The organism is Cohnella sp. GbtcB17 (genome assembly GCF_019091135.1).
Taxonomy (GTDB): domain Bacteria; phylum Bacillota; class Bacilli; order Paenibacillales; family Paenibacillaceae; genus Cohnella.
Window position 1 is genome coordinate 1 of the sequence record NZ_JAGXJW010000088.1, and the last position, 21,807, is coordinate 21,807.

The window sequence follows — 21,807 nt, forward strand, 5'->3', positions numbered from 1 at the left end:
TGCGCGCGGACGGCGGGCATATCGCCTTCGACGCGATCAAAAAAGCGGTGGACGAAGACGCGCTGATCGTGCGGCTGCACGAATACGCAGGCGGTCGCGGCGTCGCGACGCTGACGCCGGGCTGCGAGGTCGCCTCCTGGCAGGAGTGCGACCTGCTGGGGCGTCCGATCGGCGTGCGACACGCCGGCGACGAGCCGCTGCGGTTCGCGTTGGCGCCTTATGAGATCAAGACATTTGTGATTCGGCTGCGTTAAGAGGCTGCCGCACGCTTTGGGTGGAACGGATCACGAAGTCGCTGGGTTGTTCCTGGTTGAGACTAAAGAGGTAAACGAACCTGCGGAAAGGGGAGTTTGTTCTTAACCGGGACTTCGGGGATGAAACGGACTGCGCGGCTGGAAAGTTTGTTCCTAACCGGGACCAAAGAGGAGACACGGCGGCGCGAACGGGGTTGTTTGTTCCTCATCGAGACCAGAGGCGAAGGACTCGAGAGAAACCGGCCCCGTTTGTTCCTATCTGCGACTTCAGCGAATGAGCTTCCTCTGATGAGACCCCTCCCGGAAGACGGGAAGGGTCCTCTTCACCTGGCAGTTGTTATCCCGCGCATACTTCCTTCCGATTTGTGGGATACCATCATTCATCAATGTGATTCGCCGATCCGGTTGCCGAAGCGCGGCGCGATCGATATAATAAGAATTCTGTCGATATATTCTATCGGGTTCGACAAAATACTTTGAAATAAAACTTGCAATTCCGACTAACCCGATGTACTATGATTAAACTGTTACAAAAACAGATACAGAGATATTGTGGAGGGTGAACCTATGCTTAACCGCAACAAAAAACGTTTTACCGGCATCGTCGTTCTTGCGCTGCTCACCATGCTCGCGAGCGCCTGCTCCGGCAACAACAACGGGAACAACGCGACTCCAAGCGCCTCGGGCACCGCGTCCGCCGGCGCCTCGGCATCCGGCTCTCAGCCGGCGGCTAGCGGCGAAGCCAAAGACGGCGGCAACCTGATCGTCGCCGTCGCCTCGGATCCGGTCGTGCTGAACCCGGACTACGCGGGCGACCGCGTCAGCCTGACGATCGACCAGGCGCTTTACGCGCCGCTGTTCCAGGTGAACAACGGCAAGAAGACGTTCTACCTGGCCGACAGCCTCGATCTGTCCGAGGACAAGCTTACTTATACTTTGAAGCTGAAGAGCGGCCTCACCTGGCATGACGGCCAGCCGCTGACGGCGGACGACGTCGTGTTCACGATCGACAAGATCCTCGACGAGTCCCAGAACAGCTTCCTGCGCGGCAACTTCATCATCGGCGGCAAGCCGGTCCAAGCAGTGAAGGTAGACGACACGACGGTCCAGCTCAAGCTGCCGCAGGTCGCACCGGGCTTCGAAGCGACGCTCGTGCAAGTGTTCCCGATTCCGAAGCATATCTACGAGAACGAGGCCAACATCGAGAAAAGCGAAAAGAACAAACAACCCGTCGGCTCCGGCGCGTTCAAGTTCAAAGAATACAAGACCGGGGAGTACTTGACGCTCGAGCGCTTCGACGGCTACTTCGGCGGCAAGCCGCACCTCGATTCGATCACGTACCGAATCGCCAAGGATACGAACGCTGCAAACCTGGCGCTGCAAAACGGCGAGCTTAACGTCAAGTATCTCGATCCGCAGGATGTCTCCACGATCGAAGCGACGGGCAACTTCGACATTCAAGCTTACAGCGAAGGCCGCTTGGCGTACATGATGTTCAATCATAACAGCGCGACGGGCGCCCTGAAGAAAAAGGAAGTCCGCGAAGCGATCGGCTATGCGCTGAACCGCGAAGAGCTGATCCAGGTCGCTTACGCTTCCGCCGATTATGCGGATCCGGCTCATTCGTTCCTGACGCCTGATGTACTCTACCAGACGAACGACGTGCCGACCTACGACAATGATGTCGCGAAGGCAAAAGAACTGCTCCAGACGGCGGGCGTTAGCAACCTGAAGCTGCGTTTCATCGTGACAAGCGGCAACAAGGTGCAGGAAGCGATCTCCCTGTACGTGCAGCAGAAGCTGAAGGACGTCGGCATCACGGTCGAGCTGAGCAGCATGGACGCTTCCGCGTTTGTCGCGAAGTTCACCGATCCGAAGGCGACCGACTTCGACCTGGTCGTCTCCGGCTACATCATGGGCTTCGACCCGGATGCGTACAGCATGCTGTTCACGTCCGACGGCTCGTCCAACTACTCGCACTACAGCAATCCCGAGGTCGACGAACTGTTCAAGCAAGGCGCCGGCGAAGGCGACGCCGCCAAGCGCGAGGAGATCTACAAGAAAGCCCAGACGATCGTCGCGGAAGACGCGGCCATCTATCCGATCGCCTATACCAAGACGATCGTCGCCCTCGACAAGCGTTACGGCGGTCTTGACCAAGCCGTGCTGAAGCCGGTCGTCATTTTCGAAGATCCGTCCAAGCTCTACCTCAAATAAGCGCTGTTGAATACCGGGCGTTCAAGAAAATAAGCTGGTTCGCCAGCTTATTTTTTTGTACGTCCATCCCGGGGAGCGTACCGAATGAGACAACTCTTAGTTAAAAGGCTCTTGCAGACGATACCGCTGTTGATATTCGTCTCGATCGTCTGCTTCGCGATGATCAAGCTGGCGCCGGGCGACCCGGTGCTGTCTTTCGTCACGCCGAACATGCATGCCGAGGACATCGAGCGCATCCGCCACAATCTCGGCCTGGACAAGCCGGCCTATGTGCAGTACTTTTTGTGGATCAAGGAAGCGGTGACCGGCAATCTCGGCTACTCGCTCGTCAACCACCAGCCGGTCATGGACCAGATTCTCGACCGCTTGCCGGCCACGGCCGGGCTGATGGGCTCTGCGCTCGCGCTTGCCGTGCTGCTGGCGATTCCGCTCGGACTGCTGGCCGGCGCGAACCGCGGCCGCTGGATCGACAAGCTCGTCAATCTGATCGCCTACGTCGGAATCTCGGTTCCGCTGTTCTGGCTCGCCATTTTGCTGATTTACTATTTTTCCATCCATCTGCACTGGCTGCCGAGCATGGGCATGCGCACGATCGGCGTCAACACCGCCCTCGACGTGCTGAAGCACGGCATCATGCCCTGCGTCGTGCTGGCGTTCAGCTTCTTGGCCGTCTATGTCCGGTATATCCGCTCCAGCACGATCGGACAGCTGCGCGAGGATTACGTGCAGATTCAATATGCGTACGGCTCGACCAAGCGCATCGTGCTGCTGCGCCATGTGTTGAAGCACGTGCTGCTGCCGATCATCACGCTGCTCGGCATGTCGATGGGCGAGCTGGTCGCCGGCGCCATCGTGACGGAGACGGTGTTCTCCTGGCCAGGCATCGGCTCGCTCGGCATGACGGCGGTCCGGGGCATGGATTATCCCATCATCATGGGGATCACGCTGTTCTCCTCCGTCATGCTTATTCTGGGCAATCTGGCCGCGGATCTGCTGTACGGCGTAGCGGACCCGAGAATTAATGCAAAGAGGTGATCACATGAACCGGAGCAAATGGCGAAGCGTCGCGGAGGAGCTGCGGTCGAGCGCGTTCGGCATCGCAGGCATCGTTATTCTTGTCCTATTTACGGTCGCAGCCGCGCTGGCCTTCCTGTCGCCGCACGATCCGAACGCGCTGAACGCGCTCGAGCGCCTGAAGCCGCCGAGCGGCGCGCATTGGTTCGGGACGGACGATTACGGGCGCGACTATTTCACGCGAGCGTTGTATGGCGGCCGCGTCTCGCTGACCGTCGGCTTCGCGTCGATGATACTCGCGACGGGCATCGGCGTAGTTATCGGCGTCGCGAGCGGCTATTTCGGCGGATGGATCGATAACCTGCTCATGCGGCTGGTCGAAGTCATCATGTCGATTCCGTCCTTTCTGATTCTGCTGCTGCTGAGCGTATTCCTGAAACCCAGCGTCGGCAACCTGATCGTCATCATCTCGCTTCTCATGTGGATGAACATGGCGCGGATCGTCCGGGCGGAGACGATGTCGCTCAAGGAGCGGGAGTACGTGCTGTACGCGCGTGCGTCGGGCCAGGGCACCTTCGGCATCGTCCGCAGACACATCCTGCCCAACCTGATGCCGGTCGTCATCGTCGGGGCGACGAACAACATCGCCTCTGCGATCATGATGGAGTCGTCGCTCAGCTTTCTCGGCTTCGGCGTCCAGGCGCCGAACGCGACGTGGGGCAGCATGCTGAACAACGCGCAGGGCTTGATCGCGCAGGCGCCTTACCTGGCGTTGTTCCCGGGCTTGTTCATCCTGCTTACGGTGCTCAGCTTCAACGTGCTGGGCGACATCCTGCGCGTCGGCTTCGAGCCGAAGCTGGTGAAGCGGTAGGACGGAGTCCAGAGTGTAGGCGCGGGCGAAGGCGTGATAGAAGGCAGGCCGAGACAGGGCAGGGGCATTACAAGGCAAGGCAAGGCGGCATCAATCAATGTAAAAGGAGGGAACGGGGCATGACGGAACGGTTGCTGGAAATGGAGGATCTCCGCGTGTCGTTCTACTCCCGGAGCGGGGAGAATCAAGCGGTGCGGGGCGTGAGCCTTCATGTCGACGCGGGCGAGACGGTCGGCATCGTCGGCGAGTCCGGCAGCGGCAAAAGCGTGACGGCCAAAGCGGCGCTCGGCCTGATCGGTCCGCCGGGCCGCGTGATCGGCGGCAACATCCGCTACCGCGGCGAGAGTGTGCTCGGCTGGTCGGACAGCCGCTGGCGCAAGCTTCGGGGCAATCGGATCGCGATGGTGTTCCAGGATCCGATGACGGCGCTCAATCCGGTGAAAACGATCGGCGCGCAGATGGTCGAAGTCATCCGCAGGCATCGCGGGCTCGGCAAAGAAGCGGCAAGGCAGGAGGCGGCCGCCAAGCTGGGCGAGGTCGGCATCACCGAGCCGGAGCGCCGGCTGGAGCAGTATCCGCACGAGTTCAGCGGCGGCATGCGGCAGCGGGTCATGATCGCCATGGCGCTCTCCTGCGAGCCCGAGCTGCTGCTCGCCGACGAGCCGACGACGGCGCTCGACGTGACGATCCAGGCGCAGATCCTCGATTTGCTGAAGGATATCAAGGCGAAGTCGAACATGGGCATCGTGCTGATCACGCACGATCTCGGGGTCGTCGCCCAAGTGTGCACGCGGGTCGTCGTCATGTACGGCGGCATGGTGATGGAGGAAGGGACCGTAGAGGATATTTTCTACCGCCCGGGCCATCCGTACACGCAGGGGCTGCTGAAGTCGGTGCCGAAGCGCGGAGGCGGCGCGCGCGAGCGGCTTGTGCCGATCGAGGGTACGCCGCCGGATCTGCTGGATCCGCCGCCGGGCTGTCCGTTCATCGAGCGCTGCCCGCACGCGTTCGGCAAATGCAAGGAGCGGCCGCCGCTGTTCGAGCTCGGCGAGGGCCACCGCGCGCTGTGCTGGCTGCACGATGCGGAGCATTCGGCGGCGGGCGGCGATTCGGGCGGGAACGCGGGGAGGGATTCGAATGGATAAGGCGGTCAAGACGCTGGTAGACGTTCGGGGGCTCAAGAAGCATTTCGCCAAAGAAAAGGATGTCTGGGGCAGAACGACGCAGGTGCTAAAGGCGGTCGACGGCGTGAGCTTCGGCATTCGCAAGGGAGAGACGTTCGGCCTCGTCGGCGAATCGGGAAGCGGCAAGTCGACGGTCGGGCGCTGCCTGCTGCGGTTGTACGACTATACGGAGGGCGAGGTTCTCTACGACGGCCAGGCGCTGTCCGCGTTGGACGACAAAGCGCTGCGGCCTTTCCGGCGACGCATCCAGAGCATCTTCCAGGACCCGTATTCGTCGCTGAACCCGGGTATGAATGTGCTCGAGCTGATCGGCGAGCCGATGGACATCCACGGCGTGCATGCAGGCAGCGCCCGCAAGGAAGCGGTCGCGGACCTTCTCGTGAAGGTCGGGCTCAAGCGGGAGCATCTGACCCGGTACCCGCACGAGTTCAGCGGCGGCCAGCGGCAGCGGCTGTCGATCGCGCGGGCGCTCTCGGTCCGGCCGGAGTTCGTCGTCTGCGACGAGCCGATCTCCGCGCTCGACGTGTCCGTGCAGGCGCAGGTCGTCAACATGCTGGAGGACTTGCAGGCCGAATTCGGCCTGACGTACCTGTTCATCGCGCACGACCTGTCGATGGTGCGGCACATCTCCGACCGGATCGGCGTCATGTACGCCGGCCGCCTCGTCGAGGTCGCGGACAGCGACGAGCTGTACGACAACCCGCTGCACCCGTACACGCAGGCGCTGCTGTCGGCGATCCCGGTGCCGGACCCGCGGGCCGCGGCCAAACGGATCGCCTGGGACCGCGCGGCCTGGATCGGCGAAGGTGCTCCGCTGCGCGAGGTCGGGCCGGGGCATTTCGCAGCGATTCCGTGAATCGCTGACCGGCGAGGGAGCTTGGCAAGGCGATCGAATGCGCGGGCAAGCGAGGAAAGCGCTGTTGCAGTACGAGTCGTGCCGTGCAAGCGAGAAAAGCGCGGTTGCAGCGGCTGACGGCGCCGATACGGGCGCTGTAAGCGAGGAAAGCGCGGCTGCAGCGCGAGTCGTGCCGTGCAAGCGAGAAAAGCGCGGTTGCAGCGGCTGACGGCGCCGATACGGGCGCTGTAAGCGAGGAAAGCGCGGCTGCAGCGCGAGTTGTGCCGTGCAAGCGAGAAAAGCGCGGTTGCAGCAGCTGACAGCGCCGATACAGGCGCTGTAAGCGAGGAAAGCGCGGCTGCAGCGCGAGTCGTGCCGTGCAAGCGAGAAAAGCACGGTTGCAGCGGCTGACGGCGCCGATACGGGCGCTGTAAGCGAGGAAAGCGCGGCTGCAGCGCGAGTTGTGCCGTGCAAGCGAGAAAAGCGCGGTTGCAGCGGCCAAGGTCGCGAATGTGCGCGCTGTAGGCGAGGAAAGCGCGCTTGCAGCCTCGTGATAAGATATAACGGTGGTGTAGGGGCAAAAAGTTACTCTACAGTCTCGCGAACCAATCTAAACGGTGGTGTAAGGGCAAAAAGTTACTCTACAGTCTCGGGAACTGGTCTAAACGGTGGTGTAAAGGTAAAAAGTTACTCTCCAATCTCGCGGGATGGTCTAAAAGTTACTGTAACGGAAAAAAGTTACTCTAAAGAAGTACCGTTTCCCAGGCAGGCAACATAGCAGCGGCAGATAGCGAAGCCGCGGATACGGGCGCTGCAAACGAGAAAGCGCGGTTGCGAGTCATGCAAGCCGAGCATTTCACAGCATCATTAAAGGGGCGGATGAATATGAGCGCGACGAGTCAGACAAAGCTTTCCCAATGGGACGCATTGCTGGTGGAATCGCTAAGGTCGCTGGGATGGACGAATGAGGAGCTGATCGCGCGCGTTCGGTCGGGCCAGCTGCCTGTCGACGAGAGCCCGTTCCAATTCAAATACGAGGCGCTCTCGGCATTCGCGGCGGAGGAGCCCCAAACGTTCGAGACGGCCGTCAAGCAAGGCTACCAGATCAAGTACAACACGGTGCGCGGCATTCATAGCTGGATCCGGGTTGCGCTCGGTCTTGAGCCGGAGCTGTTATTGGAGGCGGGAGCCGAGGCGGTCCGCGTTTCGCTCACTGCCGACGAGAAGGCGCGCCTCGCGTCCGTATTGTCGTTCGGCTGGCGCATTCGCGAGGAAGAGACGGGGGCGTCGGAAGAGTCGGGCGCAGAGCGCGGCGTCTACCTGATCGAACCGATTCAGCGCTAACGGCAGCCGTCGGATGACCGCATAAAAACTCGTTGACAGATTATCCAGTCTTGTCCATAATAAATGCAGAATGAACGCGGGGAAGCGCCCCGTCAGAGCCGAACACGTCACGTGTCGCTTTGACGGGGCTTTTTTGCTAAGGAGGAGGCTTGTTATGGATAAAAAAAAGGAATGGGAAGCGTCGATCAGAGAAAAGCGCGTGACGTACGACATTTACGCGGAGCTGCCGGAGGACGGACAGCGTTACGAGGTGCTGGACGGAGCGCTTGAGCTGATGTCGGGCCCGTCGCTTGTGCATCAGATGTTGGGCGGTACATTGCATCTCATCGCGCAGAGCTGCAGCTCGGAGTACTTTATTCTGCTTGCCCCGCTCGACGTCATCTTAAGCCCGCGAAATGTCACGCAACCGGACGTCATCTTTATCCCTTCGGAGCCGGACGGACATCATGACGATGCGGGGTATCGACGGCTCGCCCGATCTCGTCGTGGAGGTGTTGTCGCCGGGTTCCAGACACAGGGACAAGGTTCGCAAGCTGGACATTTACGGGAAGCATGGCGTACAAGAGTATTGGATCCTCGATCCCGACGCCCGTACGCTGGAGCGTTATGAACAGGAAGGGGATCGGCTAACGCTGACCGAGCTGTTCGAAGGCGAAGATCGCGTCGTATCGGAAAAGCTGCCGTGCATCTCGTTCGCCTTAAGCGAACTGTTCGCGGAGGAACAGATCGGCCGTTTGCTCGCGGGCGGTTAACGGGCGGGCAAACCGTTTGACATGCAGATTCATGCGCTTATATATTAAGGCGGTGAAGGATTAAAGCCTTTTATGGACAAAGGAGATGGAGCGCATGAGCGTTCAATTCAAGTGTTTTCCGGGAGGCCGGCGCAAGGCGGTTACGTTCAGCTTCGACGACGGCAGAGTGCAGGATCGCAGGCTGGTCGAGACGATGAACCGGTATGGCCTCAGGGGGACCTTTCACCTGAACGCTGGCAAGCTTGGCTTGGATGGTTATATCGGTTCAGACGAGGTCGCCGGGCTTTTCGTGGGACACGAGGTGTCGGCCCATACGATCAACCATCCGTTCCTGGACCTGTATCCGACCGACGCGCTGGCCGGAGAGGTCTGGCAGGACCGCAAAGCGCTGGAGCGCTTGACGGGTTACCCCGTCCGCGGCATGAGCTATCCGTTCGGCACGTACGACGACCGGGTCGTCGCGGCGCTGCCCGCGTTCGGCATCGAATATGCCCGCACGACGAAGAGCCACGGCGGCTTCGAGCTGCCCGCGGATTTTTTGCGCTGGCATCCGACCTGTCACCACAAGCAGATGGTCGAACGCACGGAGGACTTTCTGAGCCACCGGGACCGCTTCGGCAGAATGACGCTGCTCTATATTTGGGGGCACAGCTACGAATTCGATTCGGACGACAACTGGCATCTCGTCGATGCCGTCGGCGAGATGCTCCCCGGCGCGGACGATATCTGGAAGGCGACCAATGCCGAGATCTTCGCCTACAAGCAGGCGGTTGACCGATTGCGTTTTTCCGCGGACTGCACGATCGTGCACAATCCGTCGGCGATCGAAGTGTGGATCGAAGCGGACGGACAGCCCGTCCCGGTCGGGCCGGGTGAAGTGAAGCGCTTTTGACGCTGCTGCGGACGCTCGTCACGCCGGATTGAGGATCCGGTCGTTCGAATAGACGCATACCGCATAATAGACGAAGTACACCGCGACATAAGCGCCCATCGACAGCAGGATCGGGATCGTGAAGTTCATGCCGACGAGTCCCGCCGTGAACACCTTCATGATGACGTAGCCGTGCGCCGTGCCTACCGCGAGCGGTAGAACGAAGACAAACAGCGTCTGCCAGGCGATCGTCCGCCGGAGCTCCCGGCGGCTGACGCCGAGCTTGCGCAGCACAGCGTACCGCCCGATGTCGGCTTGCGCCTCCGTCATTTGCTTGAAGTAGATCATGCTGCCCGTGGCCGCGAGGAAGACGAGACCGAGGAACCCGACGATGAACAGGAACAGTCCCGATTCTTCCTGCGTACGCTTGTATTCCGCGTAGAACGTGCTTAGGCGGACATCGTCTCGGTCCGCGGCCAGCGCATTTAGCCGGTCCGCGGTGGCGCCGGCCTTTTCCTGGCCATCGACTCTGTAGACCTCGAATACGGTAGGCGCGGCTGTCTCCGCGATCTCGGCCCAAGTGCCGTCGTCCACGACCGCGAACAAATCGGGGAACCGCCAGCTCAGCACGCGTCCTTCCAGCAAGGTCACGAAGGGCAGCGCTCTTTTCTCGTCTCCCATGCGCAGTTCAAGCGATTGCCCGGCGTATTCCGTATAGGTTTGATCGTCCAGCATCGGCCGGATCGCCGCCGCCTCTCCTGCGGCCAGTCGGACTGTCTCGTGCCTTCCGAGCGCCTTGGACGCCTCGTTGTAGGCGCTCGCGGACAGAATCGATACCGTCTTGCCCGGCTCGGCGTACGAATAGTAGTGGATCGGTAACTCGCGCAGATTGGTCAGACTCGCGTCCAGCTCGACGACGGGAATCGAGAGATGCGAGACGACCGGGTGGCTCCTGTCCGCGTCGATGACATTCCTGACGGCTTCGTCGAACGCGGGATCGACGGACGCATGCTCGTAGCTGAACGGCCGACTCTCGGCGGTGCTGCGTTCCGCGAAGTAGTATTGGATGTACACGATGCTGAAAATGCCGAGGGTGATGCCGCTCAGCAGCGCGATCATCGAAAAGGTGCGGACATGACCGCGCACGCGGAACAACAGCTGCGATACCCCGATCATGGCGGTGCCTCGGTAATAACGGGATTTGTTGCTGCGCCAGGCGGCGAGCAGCGCCGGCACGGCCGCGCGGAACAGCAGCCAGGTGCCGAGCAGGATGCAGACGAGCGCGATGCCCATATTCAATGCGAACTGCTCGGTCGTGTGAATCTCCTGAAGCGCCGAGATGTAGCCTCCTGCGATCAGCAGCGCTGCTGCGAGCGCGGCCCATACCGAGACGCGGGGCGCCGGCTCGCCCTTTTTATCCGCTCTGAACAGCTCGATCAGCGAGAACTTGTAGATGAGCCGGTAGCTGTGGAGCGAGGTCGCCAGAACGATCAGCGCGAACACGGCGATCGTATTCCCCGCGGCCTCGAGCGAGAGCCCGAAGCCGACGGACGACGAGGCACCCGTGCCGAGCAGTCGAACCAGAATCATGCCGAACAGCTTGGACAGCAGCGTGCCGAGCCCGATGCCTGCGGCCAGTACGACGGCGCTCAGGATCAGGTTTTCGTAGAGCAACATGCGTCCGATCGTCTTGCGGCGCACGCCGAGTAGCGCATATAGCCCGATTTCCTTTTTGCGGTTGCGTGTGAAAAAGGCGTTGGAGTAGCCGATGAATACGGCGGCGAACAAGGCCAGTACGACCGACGAGCCCATGAATACGGTGCGCAGGTTTTGCGAAGATGCCATCCCCGCTTCGATGTCCTTATTGTATTGAAGGCTGACGAACGTGAAGTAGATGACGACGCTGATCAGCATCGAGACAAAATAAATGCCGTAGTTCCGGGCGTTGCCTCTCATGTTTTTCTTGGCCAAATCCCATGGTGTCATGGCGAGCCTCTCCTTTCCGCGATCGGGCGGCGAATCATTCGACGACCGGCGCGCCGCTGCCGAGGACCGACAGCGCGTCCAAGATTTTTTTGAAAAAAAGCGGCCGCGCCGTCTCGCCTCTGCCGATCTCGGTGAACACGCTGCCGTCCTTGATGAACAGTACGCGAGAGCAATAGCTGGCCGCGAACGGATCGTGCGTGACCATGAGGATGGTTGCGCGTTCGCGCAGGTTGAGCTCCTGCAGGCACTCGAGCAGGTCCGTGGCGGACTTCGAATCGAGCGCGCCGGTCGGTTCGTCGGCCAGCACGAGTCTCGGCTTCGCCACGATGGCGCGGGAGGCCGCCGTGCGCTGCTTTTGACCGCCGGAGATCTGGTAAGGGTACTTGTCCAGAATGTCCCCAATGCCGAAGCGTTCGGCGATCTCGATCGCGCGGCGTTCGAGCTCTTTGGTTTCGGCGCGCGCCAGCGCCAGCGGCAGAACGATGTTTTCCCGGACCGACAGCGTGTCGAGCAGATTGAAGTCCTGGAAAATAAAGCCCAGCCGATCCCTGCGAAATGCGGACATCCGAGCCTCGTCCATATTTAAAATGCTGACGCCGTCCACTTCGATCTCGCCCGCGGTCGGTCTATCGATCGACGACAGCAGGATGAGCAGCGTCGCCTTGCCCGAGCCGGACGGCCCCATGATGCCGACGAACTCGCCTTCCGCGACGGTCAGGTCGATCCGCTGCAGCGCCGTGAACAGATTGCCTCTCGCGCCGTACGTTTTTTGCACGTTTCTCGCTTCCACGATCGTTTTCACCGTTGATTCCTCCATCTCCGTCATTCAAGAGCGTCAGGCCTGCGATACTTATTGTACAGGAACCGTTACGCGTTCAACCGAACAGCCGGGGCGCCCAAACTAACAATATTGTCACATACGGCGTGTTGCGCGGGACAGGCGGGGATGGTATGAATGACTCATGCGGAAAGGCGAGCGGCCAGGGGAGGCACGGTATGAGCATGAAAATCATGATCGTCGAGGACGATCCCACGATCAGGGAGCTGATCGCGGAAGCGCTCGGCAAGTGGGGCTTCGCGACCTGTCTTGCGGAAGATTTCGGCCAGGTGCTGGCGGCGTTCGTCCGGGAAGCGCCGCATCTGGTGCTCATGGACATCAACCTGCCCTCGTTCGACGGCTTCTACTGGTGCGGCCGGATCCGGGAGGTATCGAAGGTGCCCATTCTCTTCCTTTCCTCGCGGGACACGCCGATGGACATGGTCATGTCCATGAACATGGGCGGGGACGACTTCGTGCAGAAGCCGTTTCATATGGACGTGCTCGTGGCGAAGATCCAGGCGCTGCTCAGGCGGACGTATACTTATCTGGACGCACAGCCCAGCATCATCGAGCACGATGGCGTCGTACTCGACCTGAAGGACGGGACGGTCGTCCGAGGCGACATCCGGGCCGAGCTGACCAGGACCGAGTTCGCGATCTTGAGCCTGCTCATGCGGCATAAGGGCGCCATCGTCAGCCGAACGAAGATCATGCGCGCGCTTTGGGAGGACGAGAGCTTCGTGGACGAGAATACGCTCACCGTCAATATCGGACGCCTGCGGCGGAAGCTGGCGGAGCTTGGCCGGGAAGACTTCATCGCGACGCGCAAAGGGCAAGGGTACGTGGTGCCATGACATTCACGGAATATGCCAGAGACAAAGCGCCGTTTTTTGCGTTCGCGGCAGGCTTGACGGCATTCGTCGCCTTAATGATGTCGGTCAGCGGCGTCGATTCGGGCACCGTCCTGTACACGGCATCCGCCTGCATTGTTTTTACGATCGTGTATGCCTGCGCGGGTTATCTGTACCGGAGAGGATTCTATCGGGAGATCGAACGAAGCACTGGGGTCAAGGACGTCAAGGTCGAACATCTGCCGAAGCCGCAGACGCGGGGGCAGGCGCGGCTGCTGGCCTTCATCCGGCACCGGCAGGACGAGCACGAAGAACGGCTTCACAGTCTGCGGGCCGAGATGCGCGAGCATCAGGACTTCGTCATGTCCTGGATTCACGAAGTGAAGCTGCCGATCTCAGCCGTGCGGCTGCTGCTCGAGCGGGAGGAGACGCTGCCCGAACCGCTAGCGGACAAGCTGGAGGACGAGATCGCCAAGATCGACAGCTATGTGGAGCAGGCGTTGTATTTTTCGCGCATCGATTCCTTTTCCAAAGACTACTTCATCGCCGAGCTGCCGCTGCAAACGGTCGTCAAGGCGAGCGTGCGCAAATACGCCAAGCTGTTCATCAACAAACGGATCGCCTTCGACATGCAGGAAGGAGAGATCAGGGCGCACAGCGACGGCAAGTGGCTGGCCTTCATCGTCGAACAGATCATGGCGAACGCGCTTAAATATACGCCGGAGCAAGGAAGGATCGCGGTCGGCTGGGACGAGGACGCGGCGGAAAAGCGGCTGTGGATCGCGGACGACGGGATCGGCATTCCGCCCGAGGAGCTTAGCCGCGTCTTCGACAAGGGCTTCACGGGTACGAACGGCCGCGTCCATGCGAAGTCCACGGGCCTCGGCCTCTACCTGGCGCGGCAGATGGCACGCAAGCTCGGGCACAGGCTGTCCGCAAGCTCCGAACAGGGAGCGGGCACGCGGCTAACGATTCATTTTCCGAAATTCAGATCGTACATGGACGTCGGCCGGCCGTGACGCAAGCTTGCGCTTGCGCCGAAGAGCGAATAGGCGTTTACTAGGTGGAGGAAGTTCGATGCATTCGGAGAAGGAGAGATGGCACCGTGAACCCACATACCGATATTGTCGCATTCGTCAAGCATGGAGCCGAGACTAGGGGCATTCGCTTGTCCGAAGTGGCATTTCCGGACGAGATCGTCCTGGCGCCGGGCGCGACTGCGCGATTGCCGGCCTACTTGAAGGATAAAGGCCATCGTCGGGCGCTGCTGGTCGGCGACCCGCTCACGATGGCCGCCGCGAAGGGCGACGAGCTGGCCGATGCGATCCGCGAACTGGGGATCGCCGCCGAGGCGACGCTCGTGAAGCCGAACGCGGCGGGGGACGTCGTGGCGGACGAAGCGTCGATCGTGCAAACGCTGCTGGACATCCAGCAGCATGGAGCGGATGTCGCCGTAGCGGTCGGCGCAGGCACGCTGCACGACATTACGAGATACGCCGCCTATACGGCAGGTTTGCCGTTCGTCTCGGTGCCGACGGCGCCGTCGGTCGACGGCTTCACCTCGAAGGGCGCGCCGCTGCTCATCCGCGGTGACAAGATTACCGTTCCCGCGATCGGTCCCGAGGCGATTTTTGCGGATACGGACGTTCTGGCGCAGGCGCCGGGCGCGATGGTCGCGGCCGGCTTCGGCGACATGCTCGGCAAGTACACGTCCTTATTCGATTGGAAGGTCGGGCACGCGCTCGGCGGCGAGGACTACGCTCCGTATGTCGCCGAGTTGACCGCCATGGCGCTTGAAGAATGCGTCGCTAGCGTCGAAGCGATCGGCGCCCGGACGCCGGCGGGCATCGAGACGCTGACGCGCGCGCTGATCGTGTCTGGTCTCGCGATGCTCATCTTCGGCCAGTCGCACTCCGCGTCGGGCGCCGAGCATCATTTGTCGCATTACTGGGAAATGGAACTGCTGCGGACGGGCCGCCGGCAGGTGCTTCACGGGGCGAAGGTCGGCGCGGCATGCGCCGTCATCGCCGAGCATTACCGTCATTGGCTCGGACAAGCCGCAGCGCTTAACGCATCGGGTCCTGCCGCGGCGCTGGCCGCCAAGCTAGGCGACCGCCTGCCGGAAGTCGCTGAATGGCTTGGCGAGCTGCCCGGTGCGCCGCGCATCCGCGAGCTGCTGCGAACCGCAGGCGGCCCCGACTTGCCGGAAGCGCTCGGCATCGAGAGCGAGCTGGTCGCGCGGTCGCTGCGCGAAGCGGACGAGATCCGTCCGGGCCGCAAGACGCTGCTGCGGATGATCAACGGGCGGCCGTGAACGAAGCTTGTCTGCATCGCCTCAAAAGAAGGCGATGACGGGCAAGCTTTTTTAACGATTCAGTAAGCATGGGGCACCGGACTCAGGAGGCGCTATTTCGTAAAAATCGGTCCAGATGGGGGGCGTAGCGGACTGGACGGACGTTATTTATCCGGATCAAGGCCGAACTAGGCCGGCGATTCGGAAATAACGGCTCCTGTGTCCGCGAAAGGGTTGCAAGCAGGGATTTGACCAGCAATAACGGCCACTCAGTCCGTCGTCATCTACGCTCCAATAGGAATGCGCCAGCCAAAGGCCACAGACGGCTTTTTATCCAGTCGGAAAATAAAGCCGTTGCGGATGGCGCAGCCTGCGGCCGACTGGGGTGTATTCGCTTCAGGCTCAATCTAGCATCCTATTGTGTATCGAAGCGCCCTTTTAAAATCCGACAGCCTCGCTAAAATCCGCTTGACGACGGTTGCGATTTGATTTACGATGTGTTTGTGTAATCGATTACGTAAACGGTTCCATCATAGGATACGGCAAGCGGCAGGAGTGAAGGAAGTGCCGAAGGCAACGATCAAGCAGGTGGCGGCCGAAGCGGACGTATCGACTGCGACCGTCTCCAGAGTGCTGAACGACAGCGGCTACGTGAGCGACGAGATTCGCGCGCGCGTGATGACGGCGGTGGAGCGGCTTAACTATCAGCCGAGCGCCATCGCCCGCAGCCTCAAGCAAGACAAGACGTATATGATCGGCGTTATCGTACCCGATATTTCCAACTCGTACTTCGCGGGCATCTCGCGGGGTATCGAGGATGTCGTGGGCCGGGACGGATTCCAGCTTATGTTCTGCAGCTCGGACGAGAATCCCGACAAGGAAGCGAGACTGCTGCGGCTGCTTCAGGAAAAGCGCGTCGACGCGATCGTGCTCGCGACCGCCGGCGGCAACGAGCAGACGGTATCGGCGCTCGCCGAATCGGGGTTGCCGGTCGTGCTGATCGACCGCAAGCTGTCGGGGGAAGCGAATCTGGATCTGGTCGCGGAGGACAATGAGGACGGCGCCAAGCGTCTGATGAGCAGGCTGCTCGAAGACGGACACCGCGTCATCGGCGTCGTGAACGGGCCGGCAAGAGTCAGCACGGGACGCGAACGCTACGAAGGCGTGATCGCGGCGATGCGGGAGCGCGAGATCGAACGGGAGCCGATCGTTTACAACGGAGACTTCTCGACCGAAGACGGCATTCGGGCCGTCCGCACGTTTCTCGAAGCCGATCCGAAGCCGACGGCCATCGTCTCGCTCAATAACCGCATGAGTCTCGGCGTGCTGCTCGAGATCGTGCGTCAGGGCTTGCGCATTCCGGACGATATCGCCGTAGCATCGTTCGGGGAGGTCGAAGCGGGCTCGCTGCTGAAGGCGCCCAAGCTCTATTACATCGACCAGCATCCCTACGATATGGGCCAGCGGGCGGGAGAGATTCTCCTGCGGCGCCTCGGCAAGGACGGGGAAGGGCAAGCTCCGATACAAGAAATATTCCGCAACGAGATTAATACAATTGAATGAGAGGATGAGCTTGGAGATGAATCAAAGCGGAGCGTACTGCAATCGATTGCAGGGGAGCCTTCCGAAAATCGGCATTCGTCCGATCGTCGACGGCAGGCGCGGAGGCATCCGGGAATCTCTCGAGGATGTCACGATGGATATGGCGCGGAGCGTGGCGGCGTTTCTGTCGGAAAATCTGCGCCACAGCGGCGGCCAGCCGGTCGAATGCGTCATCGCCGACACCTGCATCGGCGGCGTGGCCGAGGCCGCGCGGACCGAGGAAAAGTTTGAGCGCGAAAATGTGGGCCTGTCGATATCCGTGACGCCGAGCTGGTGCTACCCGACGGAGACGATGGATACCCATCCGACGCGACCGAAGGCGATCTGGGGCTTCAACGGTACGGAGCGTCCGGGCGCGGTGTACCTGGCCGCGGTGCTTGGCGCGCACAACCAGAAGGGGCTGCCGGCCTTCTCTATTTACGGACAGGACGTGCAGGACATCGGGGATACCGAAATTACGCCCGACGTACAGGCCAAGCTGCTGCGATTCGCGAAGGCGGGGCTTGCGGTTGCGACGATGCGGGGCAAATCGTACCTGTCGATGGGCAACGTCTCGATGGGCATCGCAGGCTGTATCGTGGATGAGCCGTTTTTTCAGCGCTACCTCGGCCTTCGCAACGAATACGCCGACATGACGGAGTTCGTCAAGCGGATGGAGCTTGGCATTTACGACAAAGAAGAATATGAGCGCGCACTCGCCTGGGTCAAGGAGAACTGCCGCCCCGGCGCGGACGTCAATCCGGCGCATCTGAAGCGCTCCGAGGCGCAGAAGGAAAAGGATTGGGAGACGGTCGTTAAGATGACGCTGATCGCCCGCGACCTGATGGTCGGCAATCCGAAGCTCGCCGAGCTCGGGTTCGGCGAAGAAGCGCTCGGCCGCAACGCGATCGCCGCAGGCTTCCAGGGACAACGCTCCTGGACGGACTATTTCCCGACCGGCGACTTCATGGAGGCGATCCTGTCTTCCTCCTTCGACTGGAACGGCATCCGCGAGCCATTCATGCTGGCGACCGAGAACGATACGCTGAACGCCGTTACGATGCTTTTCGGCCATCTGCTCACAAACGCGGCACAGATATTCGCCGACGTGCGCACGTACTGGAGCCCTGAAGCGGTGAAGCGCGTGACGGGCTACGAGCTGGAAGGCCCCGCTGCCGGCGGCGTCATTCACCTGATCAATTCGGGTCCTGCCGCGCTTGACGGCACGGGGCGCCAGACGCGCGACGGCAAGCCTGTCATGAAGCCGTTCTGGGAGATTACGGAGCAGGAGGTGCGCGATTGTCTGGAGGCGACCGAGTGGTGTCCGGCGGTCGACTTCTTCCGCGGGGGCGGCTTCTCGACCGACTTCACGACGCGGGCCGGCATGCCCGTCACGATCGCCCGCATCAACCTGGTCGCCGGGGTAGGCCCGGTGCTGCAGCTGGCCGAAGGCTTCACGGTCGAGCTGCCGGACGAGGTGCACGACAAGCTGGACCAGCGGAGCAATCCGACGTGGCCGACGACCTGGTTCGTGCCGAGACTGACGGGCGAGGGGCTGTTCAAGGACGTCTACACCGTCATGAACAACTGGGGCTCCAACCACGCGTCCATCAGCTACGGGCATGTCGGCGCCGATCTGATCACGCTGGCCTCGATGCTGCGGATTCCGGTCAGCATGCACAACGTGGCGGACGATCAAGTGTTCCGGCCCAGCTACTGGACGGCGTTCGGGGGTCTCGAGCCGGTCGGCGCGGACTATCGCGCTTGCGCGGCGCTCGGGCCGCTCTACAAGTAAGGGAGGCGCGTGGAAATGAGCAAGCGGTATGCGATCGGCGTCGACTACGGCACCGAATCGGGGCGGGCGCTGCTCGTCGATATCGCGACGGGCGAAGAAGTCGCGACGCACGTGACGCCTTATCGTCACGGCGTGATCGATGAGGCGCTGCCGGGCACCGGGCTTAAGCTCGAGTCCGACTGGGCGCTGCAGCACCCCGAGGATTATATGGAGGTGCTCCGTCAATCCGTGCCTGCCGTGCTGCGGGAAGCGGGCGCTAGCGCAGACAGCGTCATCGGCATCGGCATCGACTTTACGGCCTGTACGATGATGCCGCTCGACGCGTCTGGCACGCCACTTTGCCTGAAGCCCGAATGGCGTGACGATCCTCATAGCTGGACGATGCTCTGGAAGCACCATGCCGCGCAGGACGAGGCCAACAAGATCAACGAGACGGCGGCGGCGCGGGGCGAGGCGTTTCTCGCCCGCTACGGCGGCCGAACCTCCTCCGAATGGATGCTGGCGAAAATCTGGCAAATTCTCGACGAGGCGCCGGACGTATACGACAGTGCGGACCTGTTCATGGAAGCGGCCGATTGGGTCGTCATGCAGATGACGGGCAATCTCGCCAGGAACAGCTGCACGGCGGGCTACAAGGCGCTCTGGCACAAGCGGGACGGCTTCCCGACGGCAGCGTTTCTCGAGGCGCTCGATCCGCGGCTCGCGGACCTGCCCGATACGAAGCTGAGAGGGCCGATCCTCCCGCTCGGCGCCAAGGCGGGCGGTCTATCGGCAGAGATGGCGGCGGCGATGGGACTTGTGCCGGGCACCGCCGTCGCGGTCGGCAATATCGACGCGCACGCGATGGTGCCGGCCGTCGGCGTCGTGACGCCGGGCAAGCTCGTGCTGGCGATGGGCACGTCGACCTGCCACCTGCTGCTGTCCCAAGACGAGGTGTTGGCTGAAGGCATCAGCGGCGTCGTCGAAGACGGAATCGTGGCGGGTTACTACGGCTACGAGGCCGGACAGTCCGCCGTCGGCGACATTTTCGCCTGGTACGTGGAGGAAGCGGTGCCTGCTTATGTGAAGCAGGAGGCGGAGGCCACGGGGATGGGCGTCCACCAATGGCTGGAGCGGCAGGCAGCCACAGCCCTGCCGGGAGAGAGCGGACTGCTCGCGCTCGATTGGTGGAACGGCAACCGCTCGGTGCTGATGGACGCCGGTCTGACGGGGCTTATCGTCGGACTGACGCTGGCGACGAAGCCGGCCGAGATCTACCGCGCGCTGCTCGAGGCGACCGCGTTCGGCACCCGCAGAATCATCGAGGCGTTCGAAACGGGCGGCGTGCGCATCGACGAGCTGTACGCCTGCGGCGGACTGCCGCAGCGCAACCGGCTGCTCATGCAGATCTATGCGGACGTGACTGGCCGCGAGATCCGGATCGCTGATTCGACGCAGACGGCCGCGCTCGGCGCGGCGATGTTCGGCGCGGTCGCGGCAGGCGCCGAAGCGGGCGGCTTCGATTCGGTCGCGGAGGCTGCGGTCCGCATGGCCCGCGTCCGCGAGGAGACGTTTAAGCCGGACCCGGCGAGCGTCGAGGTCTACGAGCAGCTCTACCGCGACTACAAGGAGCTGCACGATTATTTCGGCCGCGAGAGCGGCGTCATGAAAAGATTAAAAGCTTTAAAAAGCCATCCGCGTTGACGGATGTGCTTTTTCTCCAAAACTGCAATCGATTGCGGGACGGGGAGGGGAAGCGAGAAGCGGCAGCCGACGCTAGCCGCGCCCGATGCGGCAGCCGACGCTAGCCGCGCCCGATGCGGCAGCCGACGCCGGCCGCGCTCGAGGGGAGCCGACGCCGGCCGCGCTCGCGGGCAGCCGCCGCTGGCCGCGGTCGAGGGTAGCTGACGCTGGCCGCGCCGGTTGCAGCAACCGACGCTAGCTGTACTCGATACGGTAGCTAACCGCTAACCGAATAACCAATGGTCGCGACGACAGCGGTAGGTTGTACGATAGCCGTACTCGATGCAGCCGCCGACGCTCGCCACGCCCGACACACCAGCCTAAAGCTACCGTGCAAAAGTGCACTATCCAAGGCGGGTATGGAGCGTTTTTGCGGTCTATCGTGCAAAAGTGCGCGATAGCACGTCTCTTTCAGCGAGAAATCGGGAGGCTCCGGGTCAAAATCGTGCACTTTTGCACGGTAGGCGGAGCGACGAACGGGTGCGGATCTCTATCGTGCACTTTTGCGCGGTAGCCCCTATATCGATGATGTGCGAAGGGCTGTAAGAGCGCAAGCCGAGCCCGTAGCCGACCGCTAGCCGATCCGGAAACCTGGCCTTGCGCGGCCCGCCCCACAGCCGCTCGCTCCCTTTTTTACCCGCTGACTGCAATCGATTGCCGAAATCCGACGAAAAACAGCAAAGCCGAAGAAATCCAGACATAAAGGAGCGCATTCACCCATGGAAATGCAACAAAGCTTGACCTCTCTCAGCCAAGCGAGAACCGGCAAAAGAAAACGCGAATCCAGCTATGACCGCACCGGGGGAAACAAGGATTACTTCTCGATCCGGCCGGGGGACAACACGGTCGTTTGCGACATTCCAGGCGCAGGCGCCATCACCCACATCTGGATGACGATGGCGACGGACGCGCCCGCGGAGGAGGCGTATCTGCCCCGCAAGATCGTGCTCCGCATGTACTGGGACGGGGAGACCGAGCCGAGCGTGGAGGCGCCGATCGGAGACTTTTTCGGCATGGGTCACGGCATCACCAAAAACTACACGTCGGCTGCGCTTATGATGAGTCCCGAGGACGGCAAGGCGTTCAACAGCTTTTTCCGGATGCCGTTCGCGCAAGGGGCGCGGATCTCCATCGAGAGTGAAGCGGAGCAGCCGATCAAATTTTACTTCTACGTCGACTACGAAGCCTACGACAGCCTGCCCGCTGACGAACTCCGGTTCCATGCGCAGTGGCGCCGCGAATGCCCGACGGACGGCATCCCCGATGAGGGCGTGGATAACGCAGAGTTCGAATTCGGCGGCAAAAACACGACGGGCGACGGCAACTACGTGATCCTGGACGCGGTCGGCAAAGGTCACTACGTCGGCTGCAACTTCAACGTCCTCAACCTGCGCGTGACGCGGGAGTGGAACCGGGA

At 61.7% G+C, this 21,807-nt stretch carries 18 protein-coding genes and 1 pseudogene; 17 read left to right on the plus strand and 2 right to left on the minus strand.

The features are described from left to right. From KVT38_RS30940 to KVT38_RS30985, 10 genes and pseudogenes are all read left to right on the plus strand, one after another. Nucleotides 1-254 (plus strand): glycosyl hydrolase-related protein (locus KVT38_RS30940; RefSeq protein ID WP_217597611.1); only part of this gene is annotated, 254 nt, incomplete at its 5' end. Between the two features lie 567 nt (nt 255-821). Beyond that, on the plus strand, nt 822-2,471 hold the full coding sequence (locus tag KVT38_RS30945) for an ABC transporter substrate-binding protein (protein ID WP_217597612.1): 1,650 nt from the start codon (nt 822-824) through the stop codon (nt 2,469-2,471). An 84-nt stretch (nt 2,472-2,555) separates the two neighbouring features. After that, complete coding sequence (locus KVT38_RS30950; protein WP_217597613.1) at nt 2,556-3,506, plus strand: ABC transporter permease; 951 nt, start codon at nt 2,556-2,558, stop codon at nt 3,504-3,506. 4 nt (nt 3,507-3,510) lie between these two features. Further along, nucleotides 3,511-4,356 (plus strand): ABC transporter permease, encoded by an 846-nt coding sequence (locus KVT38_RS30955; protein ID WP_217597614.1) that lies wholly within the window; start codon nt 3,511-3,513, stop codon nt 4,354-4,356. Between the two features lie 119 nt (nt 4,357-4,475). After that, nucleotides 4,476-5,501 (plus strand): ABC transporter ATP-binding protein, encoded by a 1,026-nt coding sequence (locus KVT38_RS30960; RefSeq protein WP_217597615.1) that lies wholly within the window; start codon nt 4,476-4,478, stop codon nt 5,499-5,501. Next, on the plus strand, nt 5,494-6,396 hold the full coding sequence (locus KVT38_RS30965; protein WP_217597616.1) for an ABC transporter ATP-binding protein: 903 nt from the start codon (nt 5,494-5,496) through the stop codon (nt 6,394-6,396). Before KVT38_RS30960 ends, KVT38_RS30965 begins: the two co-directional genes overlap by 8 nt. Before the next feature lie 864 nt (nt 6,397-7,260). After that, nucleotides 7,261-7,719, plus strand: a complete 459-nt coding sequence (locus KVT38_RS30970; RefSeq protein ID WP_254639693.1) for a hypothetical protein — start codon at nt 7,261-7,263, stop codon at nt 7,717-7,719. 274 nt (nt 7,720-7,993) lie between these two features. Continuing rightward, nucleotides 7,994-8,107: pseudogene (locus KVT38_RS35665) on the plus strand (Uma2 family endonuclease); the annotation flags it as partial. A 58-nt stretch (nt 8,108-8,165) separates the two neighbouring features. After that, the gene (locus KVT38_RS30980) at nt 8,166-8,471 is read left to right on the plus strand and encodes a Uma2 family endonuclease (RefSeq protein WP_254639694.1); all 306 of its coding nucleotides are present in this window, start codon (nt 8,166-8,168) and stop codon (nt 8,469-8,471) included. 94 nt (nt 8,472-8,565) lie between these two features. Then, entirely contained in the window at nt 8,566-9,363 is a 798-nt protein-coding gene (locus KVT38_RS30985; RefSeq protein ID WP_217597619.1) for a polysaccharide deacetylase family protein, read from the plus strand. An 18-nt stretch (nt 9,364-9,381) separates the two neighbouring features. Here the strand turns inward: KVT38_RS30985 and KVT38_RS30990 are convergent, their stop codons facing one another. Together KVT38_RS30990 and KVT38_RS30995 are read right to left on the minus strand one after the other, a co-directional pair. Continuing rightward, complete coding sequence (locus KVT38_RS30990; RefSeq protein WP_217597620.1) at nt 9,382-11,328, minus strand: ABC transporter permease; 1,947 nt, start codon at nt 11,326-11,328, stop codon at nt 9,382-9,384. A gap of 34 nt (nt 11,329-11,362) precedes the next feature. Further along, nucleotides 11,363-12,130, minus strand: coding sequence for an ABC transporter ATP-binding protein (locus KVT38_RS30995; RefSeq protein WP_217597621.1), 768 nt, complete (start codon nt 12,128-12,130; stop codon nt 11,363-11,365). 200 nt (nt 12,131-12,330) lie between these two features. On the opposite strand from KVT38_RS30995, the gene KVT38_RS31000 reads away from it, so the two are divergent. The 7 genes from KVT38_RS31000 to KVT38_RS31030 all read left to right on the plus strand — a co-directional run. After that, nucleotides 12,331-13,002, plus strand: a complete 672-nt coding sequence (locus tag KVT38_RS31000; protein ID WP_217597628.1) for a response regulator transcription factor — start codon at nt 12,331-12,333, stop codon at nt 13,000-13,002. Next, nucleotides 12,999-14,018 carry a sensor histidine kinase gene (locus KVT38_RS31005; protein WP_217597622.1) on the plus strand — a complete coding sequence of 340 codons (1,020 nt, stop codon included), beginning with the start codon at nt 12,999-13,001 and terminating at the stop codon, nt 14,016-14,018. Before KVT38_RS31000 ends, KVT38_RS31005 begins: the two co-directional genes overlap by 4 nt. Nucleotides 14,019-14,104: 86 nt before the next feature. After that, entirely contained in the window at nt 14,105-15,313 is a 1,209-nt protein-coding gene (locus tag KVT38_RS31010) for a sn-glycerol-1-phosphate dehydrogenase (protein ID WP_368859192.1), read from the plus strand. A 543-nt stretch (nt 15,314-15,856) separates the two neighbouring features. Beyond that, nucleotides 15,857-16,855, plus strand: a complete 999-nt coding sequence (locus tag KVT38_RS31015; protein WP_217597623.1) for a LacI family DNA-binding transcriptional regulator — start codon at nt 15,857-15,859, stop codon at nt 16,853-16,855. Nucleotides 16,856-16,871: 16 nt separating this feature from the next. Continuing rightward, a complete protein-coding gene (locus tag KVT38_RS31020) occupies nt 16,872-18,668 on the plus strand; it encodes an L-fucose isomerase (protein ID WP_217597624.1) in 1,797 nt (598 codons plus the stop codon). Between the two features lie 15 nt (nt 18,669-18,683). Continuing rightward, nucleotides 18,684-20,351, plus strand: coding sequence for a ribulokinase (locus tag KVT38_RS31025; protein WP_217597625.1), 1,668 nt, complete (start codon nt 18,684-18,686; stop codon nt 20,349-20,351). Nucleotides 20,352-21,109: 758 nt separating this feature from the next. Continuing rightward, nucleotides 21,110-21,807, plus strand: a 698-nt coding sequence (locus KVT38_RS31030) for a glycoside hydrolase family 172 protein (RefSeq protein ID WP_217597626.1), incomplete at its 3' end; no start/stop codon positions are given.